Genomic DNA, 16,974 nt, shown 5'->3' with positions numbered 1-16,974 from the left:
TTATTCGTTGTTGGGTTTTTGTTCGTCTTCTTCCTTTCCACCAAACAATGATTTAATTCCCTTCCAACTTTTTTGGACACCACCTGTAACATTATCAACTGCACGATTGACATAGTCAGACATAGCCGATCCAGCAATTCCACCAACAGCAGCACCCGCAGGACTTGCCAAAAAAATTGTGCCCACATAAACAGAACCAAGCCAAATCGGATCGATGAAAGGAGCAGACACGCCATAAGTTCCTCGATAGATAATAGGGAGTTTTAATGCTCTGCCTGCGACTCCAGGAAAAGCGATTGTAAATCGCATATCGATGTTTTTATTAAAACCAATTTTACCGCCACCGGAACCTACAATTCCATCTGCTTTTAATGCAAAGTTTCTAACTTCAATCGTTTCCTTTGCATAATGAAAATCAAATTTTAACTCACGATAGGGAGTGGCTCTACTAAAGTCCACCTTCTTCAGATTGATTACACTGCCAATGGAACTGATCGGTTTTAGAATATTCGTATAACTCAACAACTCACCGTTATTAGCGTTAATATTTCCAATGATTTGTAAATTGGAAAGAAGAGCATCTTCTGTATCAGCTGGAGAACCTAAAACAAATTCCGAATCTAACTTTCCTGTGATTGGTGCAATTTTAAAAAGATCAGAAAGGATCGGTGCTATGCTCAAATTTTTTATATTCCCTTTGATGACAAGTCCAGGATTATTTCCCCAAAGGTAATGGCCGGTTCCATTCACAGTTCCTTCATAAGCTCTCATTTCATATTTATTAATATTCAATTTTCGTTTTGCATAGTGAAGATTTAATTTTAAAGAATCAGCATGGAATTCCCCTGCATTTATATTTCTTAAATTAAAATTTAAATATACATTCATACGGTTTACATAACCCGTACTTGGAATGCCTCTTGTTAAAATTGATTTTTCAAAATCAGGATCTATCCAAATTTTAATGACTTTGATGATACTGGGCACATCCAAATAATCCGAAGTCCCTTCAAAAGAAATGGTGGGTGATAAAGGCGACTTTAAAAAGTTTACGTATCCTGAGCCATTTAACTTTGATTTGCCTTTCCAATCGACAAGAATGTTTGCAAAAGAAAGTTTATCTTCTTGGATATCGTAATTCATGATCGTGGATACATGGCCATCAGCAAATGTTTTACCATCCCTTAATGCCAAATCACGGATATGTAAACGATCAACTATTGCATAAATTTTTGTTTCATCTCTTTTATAAAATGGGATGTTTCCTGTGGCTTTTAAAAATCTTAAATCACCGTATGTGAAAATAATGAGTATGTCATGTAGGTCTAACCCTTTTAGATTTTGAAAAGAGAGATCACCTTCAAATCTTGCCGATTCATAACTCATTTCATCCTTTACGAATACAAAATTGGAATTTAATAAAATTGGTTCATCATCTAATTTACCATAGATATAAACATCCAAATCTCTCAAATCACGATCTAACTGGAAAGTGGTTTCCCATAAGTATAATTTTATATTTCGCGAATATAATTTATCCTCAAATAAAATAGTTATATTTTTGATTTCTATTTGGTTTACGAAATTTGCAAATACCTTTGAAAAATAGTATTTTGTTTCTGTTAAAGCAACCGGATCAATATCTTTTGGTAATTCTTTTTTATTGGTATCAGAATTTGAAAGAATGCGCTCAAACAATGGAAAAGATTCGTTTTTTTCTCGAGTGATTTCAACCGTTCCAGTATTGAGATATATTTTTCTAATTTCTAAAGGTTGCCCAACAAATACTCCATAATACACTTCGATTCTAAGTTTGTGAAGTTGAATCAACTCATCTTCATTTTTAGATACAGATACCTCTGCAAGTTCTATCCCTGGAAATGGAAAAAATACAGGTTCAGAAATTTGGTAATTCACCTGTAGTCCGGTTAGTTGGTACGTTGTATCAAGTATTAGTTTTTTATAATAATCTGGGTCCGCAAGAAGTGGGTACAAAATAAAAAACATAGTCATTGAAACTACAAAAATCGCAGTGAGTAGGATTTTACCAACAACCCCTTTGATTTTATCACGAATGCTAAGTTTCATATTTTTCACTTTAATGGGAAATGGCATTTCACTCGGTGTGTTGCTGAAGGAAAAGTTTCCAAAGGTTCTTCTGTTTTACAAATATCTTTTGCAATTGGACATCTTGTGTGGAACCTACATCCCTGCGGTTTGTTCATCAAACTAGGAATTTCCCCTGTTAATGGTTGTGATACCTTGGCCCGATCCTTTAAATCAAAACTTGCCGAGAACAATGCCTTTGTATAAGGATGAAAAGGAGTGTTACTGATCTCATCTCGACTCCCTTCTTCAACTATTTGTCCTAAATACATGACTGCGATTCGATCAGATACATGTTTTACAATGTTCAAGTCATGAGATATAAACAAATAAGATAAGCCATATTTTTCACGTAATAACAAAATATTATTTATGACTTGTGCTTGAGTAGAAATATCTAAAGCCGAAACTGCCTCATCGCAAACCACGAGGTTCGGTTCTAAAATTAAAGCTCTTGCAATCGCGATTCTTTGTCTTTGCCCCCCGCTAAACTCATGTGGATACCGATGCAAAATATCCGATGGTAAGTTTACCTCAGCAAGAGCCTTGATGGCTTTTTCTTTTTTTTCGGAGGAACTTAAATTCGGAAAATGAATTTGTAATCCTTCCGTGATAATTTCTTCAATTGTAAAACGTGGGTTTAGAGAAGAATATGGATCTTGGAATACAACTTGGATTTTGCGTCGAAGGGCTTTTTGTTTTTCTTTAGGTATGTCTTTTATTTCTATATTTTCAAATTGAATAGATCCAGAATCAAAAGGTAATAATGATAAAATTGCTCGACCAATCGTTGATTTACCACATCCAGACTCGCCGACAAGACCCAAAATTTTTCCCTGTGGAATTGAAAAACTAACACCTTCTACAGCAACAAGTCGTTTAGAAGAAAAAGAAAGTGGTTGAGATTGTTTATAAGAAACAACTAAATCTTTTACATTAAGCACTTTCTTTTCCTCCAAATAAAAAACAATCTACTGAATGTTTTTCAGTCATCTTAATCTCACTGGGAACGAACTTGTCACATATATTTAATTTCTCAGGACAACGTGTATGAAAGCGACAACCTGTTGGATAGGACTTTGGTGAAGGAACAATTCCTTCAATCGTTACTAACTTTTGGCCAATATTCTCATGTGTAGGATATGCTGCGATTAATGCCTTTGTATAAGGATGTTTAGGATGGTCTATGATCTCACCAACTGTTCCTTGTTCTATGATCTTTCCCGCATACATTACTGCAATCCGATCAGCAATATGACTAACAAGTCCAATATCGTGAGAAATAAACAGCACGGACATCCCATTTTCTTTTCTTAATTCTTTTAGGAGTTCAATCAATTGGAGTTGAATTGTAACATCAATAGCACTAGTTGGTTCGTCTGCGATTAAAATTTTAGGATCACACATCAATGCCATTGCAATACAAACTCTTTGTAACATACCACCTGAAAATTGGTTGGGGTATTGGTTTAACCTAAGTTTGGCATCAGTAATTCCAACTCTCTCTAGAAGATAAACAACTTTCCTCTCTGCCTCTTCTTTGGAACCAAGTCCATGTAATAAAAAACCTTCGATGAGTTGATTTCCGATTTTATGTAATGGATTTAAAGCGGAGAATGGTTCTTGAAATACATAAGAAATTTCCCTTCCACGAACCGATCTTAGGTGGTTTGGATCAGATTTTAATAAATCATTTCCTTCAAACAAAATGGAGCCAGTTGGGTACATTGTTGTGTTGGAAGGTAGTAACTTAGTCAAAGCCAAACTTGTGATTGACTTTCCACAACCCGACTCTCCTACGAGAGCCATCGTTTCTCCCTTTGCCAAATGAAAACTCACATTGTCTACAATAGGTAATATTCCATCATCTGTTTTGATTTGGATGGATAAATCTTTGACTTCGATGGTTTTGGTGATCGTTGTCATTCGTAAACCACCTTATCTTTTGGATCAAAGGCATCACGTAAACCTTCACCAACAAAAGCCGAAAACAAAATGGTTAGAAATAATGCAACTGATGGAAAGGTAATGAGCCACCATGCTGTGAGTCTTTCTCTTCCTTGCCCGATCAGTTCTCCCCAAGAAGGATTGGGAGCTGGAATTCCATAACCCAAAAAGTCAAGGGCAGATAATACAGAAATTGCTGAAATTAAAATAAACGGTAAAAAAGTAACTAGTGGTGTTAATGAATTAGGCAACAAATGACGCATGATGATAGAAAGTGAAGATGCTCCTAATGTTTTTGCTGCATCGACAAACTGTTGTTTGCGGAGTTTCAAAAATTCACCTCGCATATAGTAACTGAGACCAATCCAACTTAATGAACCGTAAGTAACTATCAAAACAAAAAAACCTCGTCCAAAAAAGGATCCCATTATCAAAATTAAATACAAAAATGGAATCGCAGAGAGAATTTCTATGATCCGTTGTAAAAACAAATCCAATCGTCCAACAAAATAACCTTGGATCCCTCCGATAAAGGAAGCAAGGAAAATCTCCACAATGATCAGGATCAAACTGAAGGTCATAGCCAAACGATAACCATAAATAATACGAGTGAATACATCCCGACCGCGATCATCAGTTCCCATCCAGTGACGAATTGTTGGTTTGGAAGGCGGGTTGGTTCCTTCTTCTAAACTATCTAAATTGTCTTCATTGACGCCGAAAGGAATTGGAGGGAAAATCATATAATTTGATGAGTTGGTAAACCTTTCTTCTATATTTAGCTTTTTATAATTTGGTTCCGTTAAATTGTTTCCTCCAAACTTTGTTTCCGGGTAAAAACTAAAAATCGGAAAAGAAAAACTGCCTTCATACAAAACAAAAAGAGGTTTGTTATTGATCAGAAGAGGAGAAAACAAGGACAATAAGTAAGTGTAAAATAAAATCAACATAGAGTAGTAAGCTCTTTTATTTTTTTTGAACTTTTCCCACTTACGTATGTTTGCCGGGTTTGAAATAAAATTCATTCGAAATCAATCCTCGGGTCAATGAGTATATAACAAAAATCAGAGACAATTTTTCCAATCAGTCCCAAAAAACTTTGAGCAAGGAGCAATCCCATCATTAGATCAGTATCCCTTTCTCTTACGGCTTCAAAACTAAGAAGTCCCATCCCATCAATATTAAAAACTAATTCAATAAACAAAGATCCTGAAAATATCAATGTGAGGTTGCTTCCAAAACCTGTCGCAATGGGAATGAGAGAATTTCGAAATGCATGTCGAAAAATCGAATCAGAAAAACTAAGTCCTTTCGAAACTGCAGTCCTCACGTATTCTTTAGCAATTTGATCCAATAAGCTATTTTTCATGAGTAGAGTGAGAACTGCAAAACTTCCTACCACATAACAAATCACAGGTAAAAACATATGGGCCAGGCGGTCATTTACCTTACCCCAAAAACTCAAGTCTTCATAAAAATCTGAGACTTCGTGTCCCAATGGAAAAAAGGAAAACACTTCACCGGATGCAAATAAATATAATAGTAACATTGCAAAGGCGAAAACAGGAAGAGAGTATGTAAAAAAGATGATAAAACTCGAAATGAAATCAAACCGACTCCCTTCTTTTAAGGCCTTTTGAATTCCTAATGGGATACAAATTAAATAAGTTAAGAAAAAACCAGAGAGTCCAAAAAAAAGGGAAACTGGTAATTTCTCAACAATGAGATCTGAAACCTTACGGGAATGCAATCGCGACTCCCCTAAATCAAATTGAACAATTTGTTTTAACCAAAGTAGGTAAGCTACCGGAGCAGGTTTGTCTAAGTGAAGCCTTTGTTTGATAAGTTCAATTTCTTCTTGTGAAATTTGTTTGGTAGAAGCTCCTGCTAAGTTGCCAGTCCCTTTTAGTTTTGCAATTTCACTATTGAGTGGTCCACCAGGAGCAAAATGAGAAATTAAAAAAACAAGGAAAGTGATTCCGAGTAAGGTTGGAAAAATGAGCAAAAACCGTTTTAAAAAATATTTCCACATATCCTAGAACTCCCACCACTCTTTCGGTTTTTTATAACCTTTCAATTCTAAATATCCTTTAGCAGACTTTTTTTGAATTGGATCTTTCGCTTCCACCCCACCTTCCCAATAAATTGTAGATGTTGTCTTTATTCCATCAAACTCTTGTTCATTGAAAATGGGAAAAACCAACCATTCACCTTCTGGGTATCGAATCTGCCAATGAAGCGGATATTCAATTTTTGTATCCGGGCTTTTCCAAAAGGAGCCAATGGACTCCATTTGGATCTGGCCTGGTTTTGACCAAGAGGTAACCTTACCTTTTGGATTTCGATAAGTCCCAAAAATCTCTGGCGGAGATTTTGGAGATTCACGAAATCTAAAAAACACATAATCGCCACCCACTTCGTCTGACAAACAAATCCAATCCCAGCCAGTTTCTCCAGTTGCCAAACTAGGAATTGATTTTGCGTTCCGTTCACTCCATTCATGATCCATCCAAGAATCTCCTGAAGTGATAGTTTCAATTTTTCCATCGACAAAAAGAGTTCCTTTTGATTTTAATCTCGGATAACTATAGTAATACGAAAATATACTTGGATTTGTATTTGATTTAATGGATAACCCGTCTTTTCCGTGTACAAGGATCTTTCCATTCCCTTCCAAGTCCAAATCCAAAGTTAAATCTTTTGATTTTGACTTGGCCTTGATATGAAATTTATCCTTGGAAATAATTTGAAAGTGGTAATCACCACTATAAATAGATTTATCTGAATACCCAGAAAGATCACCTATTGTTCGTTTTATGGTTTGAGAAGTTCTGTGTTTTTTGTTCGTAAAATCTGAAATAGCAAAGTGGACTGGAAATACTTCCGGGTTCCAATCAGTATCGTTTAAAAACTTTAATCGAAAAAACGACAATTCATATCCGAATTGTTTCCCTGAGGCAGATTCCAAATGTCCAACAAAGTAACACCATTCCAATCCAAAATCAGAATGAAAAGTATGATCCTTTGGAAAACTAAAATGAAAAAAACAAAACGATAAAATTAAGATTTTTATTTTATTCATCAGGCAAAGACTCCCACTTTTTTTCAAGTGGAAGGATATGAAGATAGGATTCTTCAATTCGTTTCATTTTTTCAATCACATCTTTCATTTTTCTCTTTTGATTCAATTTTCGATACAATTGGGCCAAGTTATACAAACTAGATAAATCGGAATCATTGATGGAGTGAGCTTTTTTCCACTCAATCTCTGCTTTATCAAACATTTCCATTTGAAAGTAACAATAACCCAAAATTGAATGTGATTTGTAATGGTTGGTTTTAAATTTATTATAAGATTCTAACAATGAAATTGCTTTTTCATAATTCCCATTATACGCGAGTGCTTTCCCATAAAAAAGTTGGGTCTCTAATTCACGTGGTAAAATCTGATGTGCCAATTCATAAGAAAACAAAGCTTCTTTATATTCTTTATTTCGATACGCTTCATCTCCTTTCGCTTTTATGACATTAAACTCATCAAGACGGGGAGATAACTGTAGACCCAAAAGAGTGATATCATCCATTGGATCAGTTCCCATTGTAAACTCTTTATGGTTCGATAAAATGAATTCAACAGTTTCTTGAATGGATTTATCAACACAAGATTCAATGATTTGAATTAACCTTGTTTCTCCATATTGAACTCCTTTGTCATTTTCTGCTTCCGTAAGACCATCGGTGTATAAAAACAATTTATCACCAGGTTCTAATTGAATTTGGAAATCTTGAAATGTATCACCTGCATCAGGAAACATTCCAAGAAAGGTTCCGTCACCTTCGCAAATTTCTGCTCGTTTGGTTTCGGCTCTAAAAAGAATGGGTCTTGGATGTCCGGCAACAGAATAAATTACTTTATAATTATCATGGATCAAAACATATACACAAGTTGTGTATCCCTGTTGTTTTACTAAATCCAAAAGCTCTCTATTGATGAGTTTAAAAGTTTCAGAGGGTTTTGTTTTTTTGAAATTCGAAAACAATAACTTAGATAATGCTGTAATAAAGGCAGCAGGTACACCGTGACCCGATACATCACAGACAGCCACTCCTAACTTATTATTATGATATGGAAAGTAATCATAATAATCTCCACTCACTTCTTGCATCGGAGTGAATCCCGTCCAAAACTGGATCCCGTTCCAATCGGGGATAATTTCAGGTATTAATCCTTTTTGAATGTTTTTTGCAAGTCGTAAGTCTTTTGCCATAGAAAGTTGTTTTTTTTCCAACTCTTGTTTGAAAGATTTTAATACTTCAACCGCTGCTTCTAAATCTCTGTTTTCAATGGCAAGTTCTCTAGACCTTCGGACCACATCTTTTACATCAACAATGGAAATTTCTTCTAACTGCGAATCACTTCGAGAAGTTACCATCACTCTATGTCTATTACTGACATCATCTTTTGTTAAACGAGAACGTGATAAAAACAAATTGTCTTCAGACCATTCCAATTCGTATTCATTGGAATCAGCACCAAATTGAATGTCTTCACCCAGTTCTTTATGAGAAATGTGAATTCCAAAAAGTTTTGTTTTGGTCATCCGAATTGTAAATTCTTTAAGTTCAAAAAGTACGGCAAGGCCATTCAACATTCCCTGAAAAAAGACAGCATCATACCACTTCTCTTGGTATTCAGGTAAATATTTAAAAACGAATAAAACCTTATGATTAGAAATTGTTTTTAGATTCAAATAAACTACGCGCGTTAGTCGACCTATTAAAATGGGAAGACGATGAATCATCTCTTCTAAATCAATACGAGAATCATCTAGAGGCAATAAATCATAGGCATTTGTAATGAGACTCTCTGTTCCTAGGTGGTATAAAATTCCAGAAATGTCGAGAGATTGTGAAATAATTTGAATGATTTTATCTTCCAAATCTTGAGAGATCCAATAATTAGGATCTTTTAGAATTCGATTGTAGATAATATCATCTAAAATTTCCGGAAAGGGATTGGTATGGCGTGATAAATGATACTCGCGTTGGTACACTTGCACCAATCCCGAGACACGTTTCGATGATATTTCTCTTCCTGAGTGCAGTGACAAAACCCTCCCGCAAGTTTCCCTTCGGTAGGAGAAAAATAAATTTCAATCGATCCCTAGGCAATAGATTTTTCAATGGAGATATGATTTGGTATCTTCGTGTGTTTGGTGTTTTTGTTTTAGTTTTTGCGTTAGTCATATTTCGACAAAGTACAACGCAAGTTGAGAGAGTTTGGGAAATCACAAATAAACCAGAACAAGTGCAAAAAGTTCTATATGACTCGTTTCAGCCCAAATCCTTTCGCACACCCGTGATTGGCGAAACCTGGGAAACTAAAGTTATGGGCGAAGTGGTCAAATGTACGAAAACGGTCGCTAACTCACAAGGTAACTCTGAATTCCAAATCACAACTGAAGGTTTCAAACACTACCAATTCCTGAAAGAATCCTTCCAAATCGAACCCATCCAGAACGGCGTTCGTATTCATGGAACCTGGGAATTGGAAACCAAACCCAACACCCTTTCTAAACTTTTATTTCTATTTTTTAGCAATGCAGACTTAAACTACATTGCCGATGGAAGACAAAATCTGTTCTAAGATTTTTCCTTTGTACTTTCGAGTAGAACAGTAGCCATCACCATCACACCTTCACTTCGTCCCAATGATCCCATCCCTTCGGACGTAGTGGCTTTTATGGACACACAGTCTAACGGTAATTTGGTGATATTTGCCAAAGAAGCATTGAGTTCTGCGCGAATGGGGTTGATCTTTGGATGGTCACCCACATAAGTACAATCAATATTCACTAGTTTAAACTTTTTCTCAAGCATCAGTTCCAAACACTTATCAATGATCCGAGAGGATTTCATGTTTTTATACTGAGGGTCTGTATCAGGAAAATGAACCCCAATATCACCTAAAGCCAAAGCACCCAAAATGGCATCGGCCACAGCATGCAAAATAACATCTGCATCACTATGACCAAGAAATGCAAATTCTGATTTTACCTCAACACCGGCAAGTATCAATGGGCGAAAAGGTTCATGGATTAATTTATGAAAATCGATTCCGTTTCCAACTCTAAACATAAGTCCTACTTTTTATAACTCAATTCTAACATACGATTGACTGACTTTTGAGCAAGACGAATCACTTCTTCATCTAAAAAGATTTCAAACTGTTCTTTCAAAAGTGCATCTCTTACTTTTTCCAAAGTAATTTTTTTCATATGAGGACAAGTTTGACAAGTGGATACAAATTCCTTTTCTGGAAATTCTGCACGTAGATTATCACCCATAGAACATTCTGTCACAAGCATAATTTTGTTTGTTTTGCTTTGACGAATGAAATCAACCATCTGTGAAGTTGAACCCGAAAAATCAGCCTCTTTCACAACATCTTCATGACATTCTGGATGAGTGATGACAGTTAAATTTCCAGAAAACAATCGTTTTGCGGAACGTATATCTTCTGGAGTGTACATTTCATGAACCATACAACGACCAGGATGCGAAATGATTGTTTTGGAAGTTTGGTTTCGAACATTTCCAGCTAAATATTCATCAGGAAGAAAAATGACTGTGTCGCCTTCTACTGCATTTACAATTTGTAAGGCATTGGCCGAAGTACAACATACATCCGTTTCTGCTTTTACTTCCGCCGAACAGTTGACATACGTAACAACAGGAACTCCAGGGTATTTGGCTTTGAGTGCTTTGACATCATCTCTTGTAATGGCTTCCGCAAGGGAACATCCCGCTTTGAGATCCGCAATCAGCACTCGTTTTTCTGGAGATAAAATTTTAGCAGTTTCAGCCATAAAATGAACCCCATTAAAAAGGATCATTGAAGCTGTAGTCTCCTTTGCCATTTTAGAAAGATACAAAGAATCTCCAATGATATCGGACACTCCCCAGAAAACATCCGGAGTCATATAGTTATGACCTAGGATTACAGCATTTTTTTCTTTTTTGAGACGGTTAATTTCTTCCGCCAAAGGAAGGATTCGTTCTTCAATTTCGTGAGGAAGATAAATCGGATTAAGTTTTTGAACCAGTTGGTCTTTTGTAACAAGTGACATATAACACTCCTTATGTGGATATCAAAACGGATCGGAACGAAGAACTGTATCAGTTTCTCGAAGTCCGGAGTCTACCGGTGGAATTGCATTCTCTAAAGATGCACATTGATTAAAAGCTTCTCGAAAGGAAATTTCCGCTTGTGAGGTTCCTGTCCTTTGGACTCTGCGATAATCAGAATTGGAATTAAAAGAATTTTGGTTGCATCCTTTAGCAAAATTGTAAGCTAAATTGACTTTTGTAAAACAATCAAAATATAAAATAGCTACAGCATCAGTACTCAATTCTTGTGGGAGGATTTCTCCTTTCAGCCGAGAAGAAAGAGTAGTACAAACAGCCAGACTAGAATCTGCCACCGCCACACAATTTGTTTCCGATAAAATAAATCTTTGACATGCGGAATTAATGGCGTTCCCCTGCGAAAGGATCGAACTAAGAACTTCCGTATCAGAATCTTCGTCCGATTGTTTTTTACAACCATTTGCCACAAAGACAATGCCTGTTAACAAAAAGAAAACTACCATCTTCCTTTTCATACTGATTCTACTTTCCCTCCTTTTGGTTGGTCTTGTCTATTTCCTTTTTCAGAAAAAAGCGAACTCAGATCCCAAACAATCATCCTTCGATTCACATTCTGAGGTCTATTGGCAGAGGTTACAAAATCGACCAGAGGTTCTACAAGGACCAGGTTATCCTTCCGATTTGCGTGATTTTTTAGAAACCTTACGTGGAAAAGAATCCTATCTCTGGAAAGGGGATCGGGAAAAAACTTATGCCTATTTGTTGGAAACCTTTCCAGATGAACGAGGCCATGTTCTTTACGCGGTATATGTGGCTTTTATGAATTGGAAGGAAAAAACTTTGGAACTAGAACAAAACGAAGGAATTTCTTCTTATGAAAAACTAACAGCCGTGAATCGTTTATCGGAGGAAATTTTTCCTCCTGTGATTCGCAATCTCATTTTTCCTAAACACCCTACAACCCCGCCAGTTTGGCTTCTCTCGTATTTGGAAGATTATATTCAGAAAAATCCCTACAGTTATGCAAGAGAACGTAAACGAATTTTTCTTAGGAAAAAGGAGGAACTCTACAAAACAGAAAAATGGGAAATCCAGACCTGGGAAAGTCCTATGTTTTTCCAGAAAGTGGTCGAGTTAATCTATGCTAGGGAATTATTAGAAATGTCCGAAGAAGAAAGAACTTCATACCGCAGTGCAAAACAAGAAGAACTGAAAGTCGATTTTTGGAATTGACAAGTCACTTGATCACCCCCATATAAATGGGGTTATGAAACAAATTCTTTTCTCCTTTCTCTTAGTAGGATTCTTATTCCAATGCAGTAGCAGTCCCAAACGACTGGACAATGCTGATGATTATATCTCCGACTCAGGTGGGCTTACCAGCCAGGAATTGGTGAAAGCTGCTGATAAACTCGCAGGTCAAATTGGGGAATATTTTAAAGAAAACCCACATGAAGAAGGTGTATTTGTTGCTCACTTCCCAACACGTAACGATACTTCAGAACAAATCCAAACAGAACTTTTTGACAATGCCTTTGTTTCCAAACTCATCAAAAGCAAAATTTATACAGTTCGTACCAAAACGAGAGAACAGTCGCTCAACGAAATTCAGTTCAGTTTGTCCGGTCTCACTTCCAATCGCCTTTCTATTGGAAAATTAAAATCACCCAACTTCTTTGTTCGTTGTGACATCAACGAAAACATGTTCACATCCAACGGTGAAAAAATTGTAGAACAATCTATCAACATTGAACTTGTCGAAGTAGAAACCACAATCGCTGTTTGGTCTGAAAAAGTTTCTTATCGCAAATTAGCAGTTCGAGGAAACAAAGGGGTTAGCTGGTAATCGCTACCTGTCGTTCCATGAAAAAAACCATTCTTTTTCTCTCTCTTTTTATTCTCGGTTGCGCCAGTGATTATAACAAAATCATCAAAGCAACCGAATCGGCGTATTACGGACAGGACTACGACTCTGCCATTCCCAAAATTAGAGACCTTTACGAAGGATCCTCTAACAAAGATAAACTTTTATTTTTAATGGAAGCTGGTATGATTTTTCATACCAAAGGTGATTATGTTACCTCTAATAAAGTTTTCAAAGAAGCAGAAGATTTAGCAGACAATATCAAAGTTAGTATGACAAGGTCTGGTCTTTCGTTTGTTCTTTCCGACAACGAGTCCAACTACACCGGAGAAGATTTTGAAAGGGTAATGATTAAGTTCTATATTGCGAACAATTACCTACTGCAAGGTGACACAAACAACGCAAAAATTTATTTTCGAAGACTCGACTTTGAATTAAAGGAAATGCGTTTTTTAGCGCCCGATTACAGGCAAAATAACGCTGCTCGTTTGATTGATGCCTATGTTTCTGAAAGTCTTGGCAGATACAATGATGCAAGGGTCCAGTATAAAAACATGGAACAACTCATTGGGAAAAGCCAAAATCTATCTGCCGACAGATACCTGTTAGCTGTTAAAGAAGGGGATTCCGGTGACCAAACAAAATATGCAGCCGGACGTTCTAGTTTACAAGCTTACAATCGTTCGATGCAAAGGATCTCTCCAGAAAATGAAAAACTTTCTGAGGTAGTCATCATTCACGAAGCAGGAAAATCGGCGATCAAAATGTCTAGGGGAAAACTCATTGAAGATGAATACTTTGCTGCTGCCCTCCGTGGTGCTGTGGAAAAAGGACTTTTCGCCAAAGGAGCCGGAGCTTCGTTAACTGGTGCCATTGCGGCACTTTCAATTGCAGAAAATCCCATTCCCATTTATAAAGAAAGGGATCCGAAAGGTTCCCTTCCCAAAAAATACTATATTAACGGTGTGGATGTTGGTTATTCCGATATCATGAACAACTACTCCGAAACAGCAATGAACAACTTCAATGAAAATTACAAAGCTCTCATCACTAAGAATTTAACTTCTTTAGCTGTAAAGATAGTAGCTGCAGTGATTGCATCGGAGGCCATGGCACGCGCCATTGAATCAGGTGGGAAAAACAAAAACAATGATTTGGTTTCATCATTAATTCGAGTGGCGGCTGGTGCGGCGGCAGGCCTTGCTGTTTCACAAACCATTGCCCCTGACCTACGTTGTTGGAGGACTATCCCTGCCAACTTCCAAGTCAAACGAATCCTTCTCGCACCAGGAGAATATGATTTTAAAGTAGAATCACCGGGATCCGTTGTGACAGCAGCACCGAAAAAACTTCTAGTTGAGGCCGACAAACCTCTGTTTATTTCAGTACGTTCTTATTCGAACTAACACCAATTTGACTGATTCACTCACTAAATTGGTGTGAATCAGTCAGTCTAAGCTTTGACTTCTAATCGTTCTTTCGTCTTAAAAAAGCAGGAATGTCGTAATCCTCTCCGTAATTTTGAAATGGGGAGGATTGTTTCTGAGAAGAAAAACCACGATTCGTTTGACGGATACTTCGGACAGAATCTTGCTCTTTACCAAACCCCAAATCCTTTTCTTCTGATTTTCTAATATAAACCATAGGAGAAACCGATTCTTCTGAACCCACTGCCTTTTGTTCTCTTTGGTATTGTTTTCCTTTTTTGTTAAATCCGGTCGCAATCACAGTGACTCGAATTTGATCTGAAAGTGAAACGTCTTCATTGAGTCCAATGATGATATTTGCATCGGGATCGGCTTGAGCCGTAATGATTTGTGAAACTTCATTCCATTCATGGATGGTCAAATCATTTCCCCCAGTTACGTTGATGAGGAGAGACTTTGCACCTTGGATGCTTGAATCCTCTAACAAAGTGTTATTGATGGCTTGTTCAACGGCCTCACTCACACGAGTTTCTCCACGACCTTCCCCAACACCCAAAATTGCATCTCCCGTATCTTTCATGATGGTTTTTACATCAGCAAAGTCTACATTGATGATTCCTGGATGATTGATAATGTCACTGATCCCACGAACACCATTTAACAGAATATCGTCGATCACTCGAAATGCCATATCCACAGGTGTATTTTTATCTACTACTTGAAAGATAGAATCGTTACGAATGGTGATGAGTGTATCTACATTTGCTCGAAGTTGGTCAATTCCAAGTTTCGCAAGTTCTGCTCTGCGTTTTCCTTCAAAGGAAAAAGGAACTGTCACCACACCGACTACCAAACACTTTAGTTCTTTGGCAATGGCAGCAATAATGGGTGCAGCCCCAGTTCCCGTTCCGCCACCCATCCCTGCAGTGACAAAAACCATATCAGCACCTTTCAGCGCAGATATAATTCGTTCTTTGTCTTCAAGAGCTGCCTTTTCACCGAGTTCTGGATCTCCGCCGGCACCCATCCCGCGAGTGACTTTGTTACCCAATTGGATTTTTACTTCTACTGGAGATTTTAATAATACTTGTTCATCGGTGTTCATCACAATAAAGTCAACACCCGTCATTTTTGAGTGTACCATCCGAGTGACGGCATTCATTCCGCCTCCACCAACTCCAATGACTTTGATAATAGCAGGGCTTGTTTTTTCTTCTTCTAGGTACAACATTTACTTATCCTTAGAGATTATTCTCCATCCAACGACGAACTTTTTTCATCCATCCATCGGAATCAGATCCGGAATGCATGTTTCTTTGTTCTAAATTTTGTATTTTGGAACTATATTTAATCAGACCAACAGCAGTTGCATATTCAGGGCTAGAAATTTTATCCACAAGGCCGCTGAGCCCTGCTGGTTTCGCACGACCCACTGACAGGCGTAATACTTCCTCAGCAGTAGCTTCAATCCCTTGCAAAAGGGAAGTCCCACCTGTAAGGATGACTCCTCCCGCCAAACTTGACTTAAATCCTGAACGAACAAGTTCATGATCTATCATTTCTAAAATTTCGCGAACCCTTGGTTCTAAAATTTCCACAAGTTCTTGGCGAAATACCGAACGAGCTGGCCTACCTGAAATCGATGGAATTTCAAATTTCTCTGTGGGATCAACCATATCAATGCGCGTATGGCCGTATCGTTTTTTGATGACTTCTGCTGTTTCCACAGTTGTTTTTAAACCAATGGAAATATCGCTAGTGATATGGAATCCACCAAAAGGAACCACGGAAGAAAAAGCGATTCCCCCATCCACATAGATAATGATATCGCAAATTCCCGCACCAATGTCAATGACTGCGGTTCCTAAATCTTTTTCGCCAGAGGTAAGGATGGCTTCTGAAGAAGCAAGACTTGATAACACTCGGTCCATTTGCAAAAGACCAGCCTGTTCCACACAACGATCAATGTTATTTAGTGCTGTATTCCCACAAGATACAATATGTACTTCGGCTTCCAAACGAACTCCTGTCATCCCGATCGGATCTTTGATGTTCACTTGGTCATCAACTTTGAATTCTTTTGTAAGCACATGAATGACTTGTTGATCGTTGGGAACATGTACAGCTTGTGCCGCTTCCACAACTCGCATGATATCGGTTTCAGATACAATTCGTTCTCTGTTAGTCACTGCGATGATTCCTTTTTCATTGAATCCATACACTGATTTTCCAGATACGTTGACCACAACGGTATTCACTTCTTGACCAGCCATAAGTTCAGCATCGCCAAACGCTTCTATGATGGACTTTGTAGTGGTCTCAATATTAACAATGGAACCATTTTTGATACCGGCAGAAGGATAAACTCCAGTTCCAATAATTTCGATTTCATGTTCCCCTAGAAGTCGCCCGATGACAACTTTAACTAGTGAGGAACCTAAATCCAAGGCCGTTATGATTGGTACATCATCATAAGTCATA

At 37.4% G+C, this 16,974-nt stretch carries 16 protein-coding genes; 4 read left to right on the top strand and 12 right to left on the bottom strand.

From position 1 onward, the window contains the following. From CH364_RS00600 to CH364_RS00570, 7 genes are read right to left on the bottom strand one after another with little or no spacing between them, the layout of a single operon-like run. Positions 1-2,088 (bottom strand): AsmA family protein, encoded by a 2,088-nt coding sequence (locus CH364_RS00600; protein ID WP_100743324.1) that lies wholly within the window; start codon positions 2,086-2,088, stop codon positions 1-3. Between the two features lie 5 nt (positions 2,089-2,093). Next, positions 2,094-3,050, bottom strand: coding sequence for an ABC transporter ATP-binding protein (locus CH364_RS00595; RefSeq protein WP_100741703.1), 957 nt, complete (start codon positions 3,048-3,050; stop codon positions 2,094-2,096). After that, entirely contained in the window at positions 3,043-4,032 is a 990-nt protein-coding gene (locus CH364_RS00590) for an ABC transporter ATP-binding protein (protein ID WP_100741702.1), read from the bottom strand. Before CH364_RS00590 ends, CH364_RS00595 begins: the two co-directional genes overlap by 8 nt. After that, positions 4,029-5,078 carry an ABC transporter permease gene (locus tag CH364_RS00585; RefSeq protein ID WP_100741701.1) on the bottom strand — a complete coding sequence of 350 codons (1,050 nt, stop codon included), beginning with the start codon at positions 5,076-5,078 and terminating at the stop codon, positions 4,029-4,031. The genes CH364_RS00590 and CH364_RS00585 overlap by 4 nt, the downstream gene beginning before the upstream one ends. Further along, the gene (locus CH364_RS00580; protein WP_100741700.1) at positions 5,075-6,085 is read right to left on the bottom strand and encodes an ABC transporter permease subunit; all 1,011 of its coding nucleotides are present in this window, start codon (positions 6,083-6,085) and stop codon (positions 5,075-5,077) included. Before CH364_RS00580 ends, CH364_RS00585 begins: the two co-directional genes overlap by 4 nt. A gap of 3 nt (positions 6,086-6,088) precedes the next feature. Next, positions 6,089-7,135 (bottom strand): carotenoid 1,2-hydratase, encoded by a 1,047-nt coding sequence (locus CH364_RS00575; RefSeq protein ID WP_100741699.1) that lies wholly within the window; start codon positions 7,133-7,135, stop codon positions 6,089-6,091. Then, positions 7,128-9,107 carry a SpoIIE family protein phosphatase gene (locus CH364_RS00570; protein WP_100743323.1) on the bottom strand — a complete coding sequence of 660 codons (1,980 nt, stop codon included), beginning with the start codon at positions 9,105-9,107 and terminating at the stop codon, positions 7,128-7,130. The genes CH364_RS00575 and CH364_RS00570 overlap by 8 nt, the downstream gene beginning before the upstream one ends. Before the next feature lie 137 nt (positions 9,108-9,244). Here CH364_RS00570 and CH364_RS00565 point away from each other — a divergent pair, with 137 nt between their 5' ends. Next, complete coding sequence (locus CH364_RS00565; RefSeq protein WP_100741698.1) at positions 9,245-9,700, top strand: hypothetical protein; 456 nt, start codon at positions 9,245-9,247, stop codon at positions 9,698-9,700. Here CH364_RS00565 and ispF read toward each other — a convergent pair. Genes ispF through CH364_RS00550 form a run of 3 tightly spaced genes read right to left on the bottom strand, consistent with a single transcriptional unit; the run spans position 9,697 to position 11,717 of the window. Continuing rightward, entirely contained in the window at positions 9,697-10,191 is a 495-nt protein-coding gene (ispF, locus tag CH364_RS00560) for a 2-C-methyl-D-erythritol 2,4-cyclodiphosphate synthase (RefSeq protein ID WP_100741697.1), read from the bottom strand. The two genes, CH364_RS00565 and ispF, sit on opposite strands and share 4 nt — an antisense overlap. 5 nt (positions 10,192-10,196) lie before the next feature. Further along, positions 10,197-11,183 (bottom strand): quinolinate synthase NadA, encoded by a 987-nt coding sequence (gene nadA, locus CH364_RS00555; RefSeq protein WP_100741696.1) that lies wholly within the window; start codon positions 11,181-11,183, stop codon positions 10,197-10,199. Positions 11,184-11,204: 21 nt separating this feature from the next. Beyond that, positions 11,205-11,717 carry a hypothetical protein gene (locus tag CH364_RS00550; protein ID WP_100741695.1) on the bottom strand — a complete coding sequence of 171 codons (513 nt, stop codon included), beginning with the start codon at positions 11,715-11,717 and terminating at the stop codon, positions 11,205-11,207. Positions 11,718-11,883: 166 nt separating this feature from the next. Between CH364_RS00550 and CH364_RS00545 the strand changes: the two genes are divergently transcribed. The 3 genes from CH364_RS00545 to CH364_RS00535 are packed head-to-tail and all read left to right on the top strand — an operon-like array spanning position 11,884 to position 14,472. Beyond that, complete coding sequence (locus CH364_RS00545; protein ID WP_244280376.1) at positions 11,884-12,435, top strand: hypothetical protein; 552 nt, start codon at positions 11,884-11,886, stop codon at positions 12,433-12,435. A 34-nt stretch (positions 12,436-12,469) separates the two neighbouring features. Beyond that, on the top strand, positions 12,470-13,048 hold the full coding sequence (locus CH364_RS00540) for a penicillin-binding protein activator LpoB (protein ID WP_100741693.1): 579 nt from the start codon (positions 12,470-12,472) through the stop codon (positions 13,046-13,048). A 17-nt stretch (positions 13,049-13,065) separates the two neighbouring features. After that, positions 13,066-14,472, top strand: coding sequence for a COG3014 family protein (locus CH364_RS00535; RefSeq protein WP_100741692.1), 1,407 nt, complete (start codon positions 13,066-13,068; stop codon positions 14,470-14,472). 61 nt (positions 14,473-14,533) lie between these two features. Here the strand turns inward: CH364_RS00535 and ftsZ are convergent, their stop codons facing one another. Both ftsZ and ftsA read right to left on the bottom strand, forming a co-directional pair. Beyond that, a complete protein-coding gene (ftsZ, locus tag CH364_RS00530; RefSeq protein WP_100741691.1) occupies positions 14,534-15,724 on the bottom strand; it encodes a cell division protein FtsZ in 1,191 nt (396 codons plus the stop codon). Between the two features lie 10 nt (positions 15,725-15,734). Continuing rightward, a complete protein-coding gene (gene ftsA / locus CH364_RS00525; protein ID WP_100741690.1) occupies positions 15,735-16,973 on the bottom strand; it encodes a cell division protein FtsA in 1,239 nt (412 codons plus the stop codon). Position 16,974: the final 1 nt, after the last annotated feature.

The organism is Leptospira harrisiae, assembly GCF_002811945.1.
In the GTDB taxonomy this organism is placed as follows: Bacteria; Spirochaetota; Leptospiria; order Leptospirales; family Leptospiraceae; genus Leptospira_A; species Leptospira_A harrisiae.
Note: the sequence above shows the minus strand (reverse complement) of the source record. Positions and strands in the feature narration are given on the sequence as shown.

What these genes read in the sequence shown, in the direction of transcription:
- CH364_RS00600 (WP_100743324.1), bottom strand. Translation starts at nt 2,088, where the DNA reads ATGAAACTTAGCATTCGTGATAAAATCAAAGGGGTTGTTGGTAAAATC.
- CH364_RS00590 (WP_100741702.1), bottom strand. Translation starts at nt 4,032, where the DNA reads ATGACAACGATCACCAAAACCATCGAAGTCAAAGATTTATCCATCCAA.
- CH364_RS00585 (WP_100741701.1), bottom strand. Translation starts at nt 5,078, where the DNA reads ATGAATTTTATTTCAAACCCGGCAAACATACGTAAGTGGGAAAAGTTC.
- CH364_RS00580 (WP_100741700.1), bottom strand. Translation starts at nt 6,085, where the DNA reads ATGTGGAAATATTTTTTAAAACGGTTTTTGCTCATTTTTCCAACCTTA.
- CH364_RS00575 (WP_100741699.1), bottom strand. Translation starts at nt 7,135, where the DNA reads ATGAATAAAATAAAAATCTTAATTTTATCGTTTTGTTTTTTTCATTTT.
- CH364_RS00565 (WP_100741698.1), top strand. Translation starts at nt 9,245, where the DNA reads ATGATTTGGTATCTTCGTGTGTTTGGTGTTTTTGTTTTAGTTTTTGCG.
- ispF (WP_100741697.1), bottom strand. Translation starts at nt 10,191, where the DNA reads ATGTTTAGAGTTGGAAACGGAATCGATTTTCATAAATTAATCCATGAA.
- nadA (WP_100741696.1), bottom strand. Translation starts at nt 11,183, where the DNA reads ATGTCACTTGTTACAAAAGACCAACTGGTTCAAAAACTTAATCCGATT.
- CH364_RS00550 (WP_100741695.1), bottom strand. Translation starts at nt 11,717, where the DNA reads ATGAAAAGGAAGATGGTAGTTTTCTTTTTGTTAACAGGCATTGTCTTT.
- CH364_RS00540 (WP_100741693.1), top strand. Translation starts at nt 12,470, where the DNA reads ATGAAACAAATTCTTTTCTCCTTTCTCTTAGTAGGATTCTTATTCCAA.
- CH364_RS00535 (WP_100741692.1), top strand. Translation starts at nt 13,066, where the DNA reads ATGAAAAAAACCATTCTTTTTCTCTCTCTTTTTATTCTCGGTTGCGCC.
- ftsZ (WP_100741691.1), bottom strand. Translation starts at nt 15,724, where the DNA reads ATGTTGTACCTAGAAGAAGAAAAAACAAGCCCTGCTATTATCAAAGTC.
- ftsA (WP_100741690.1), bottom strand. Translation starts at nt 16,973, where the DNA reads ATGACTTATGATGATGTACCAATCATAACGGCCTTGGATTTAGGTTCC.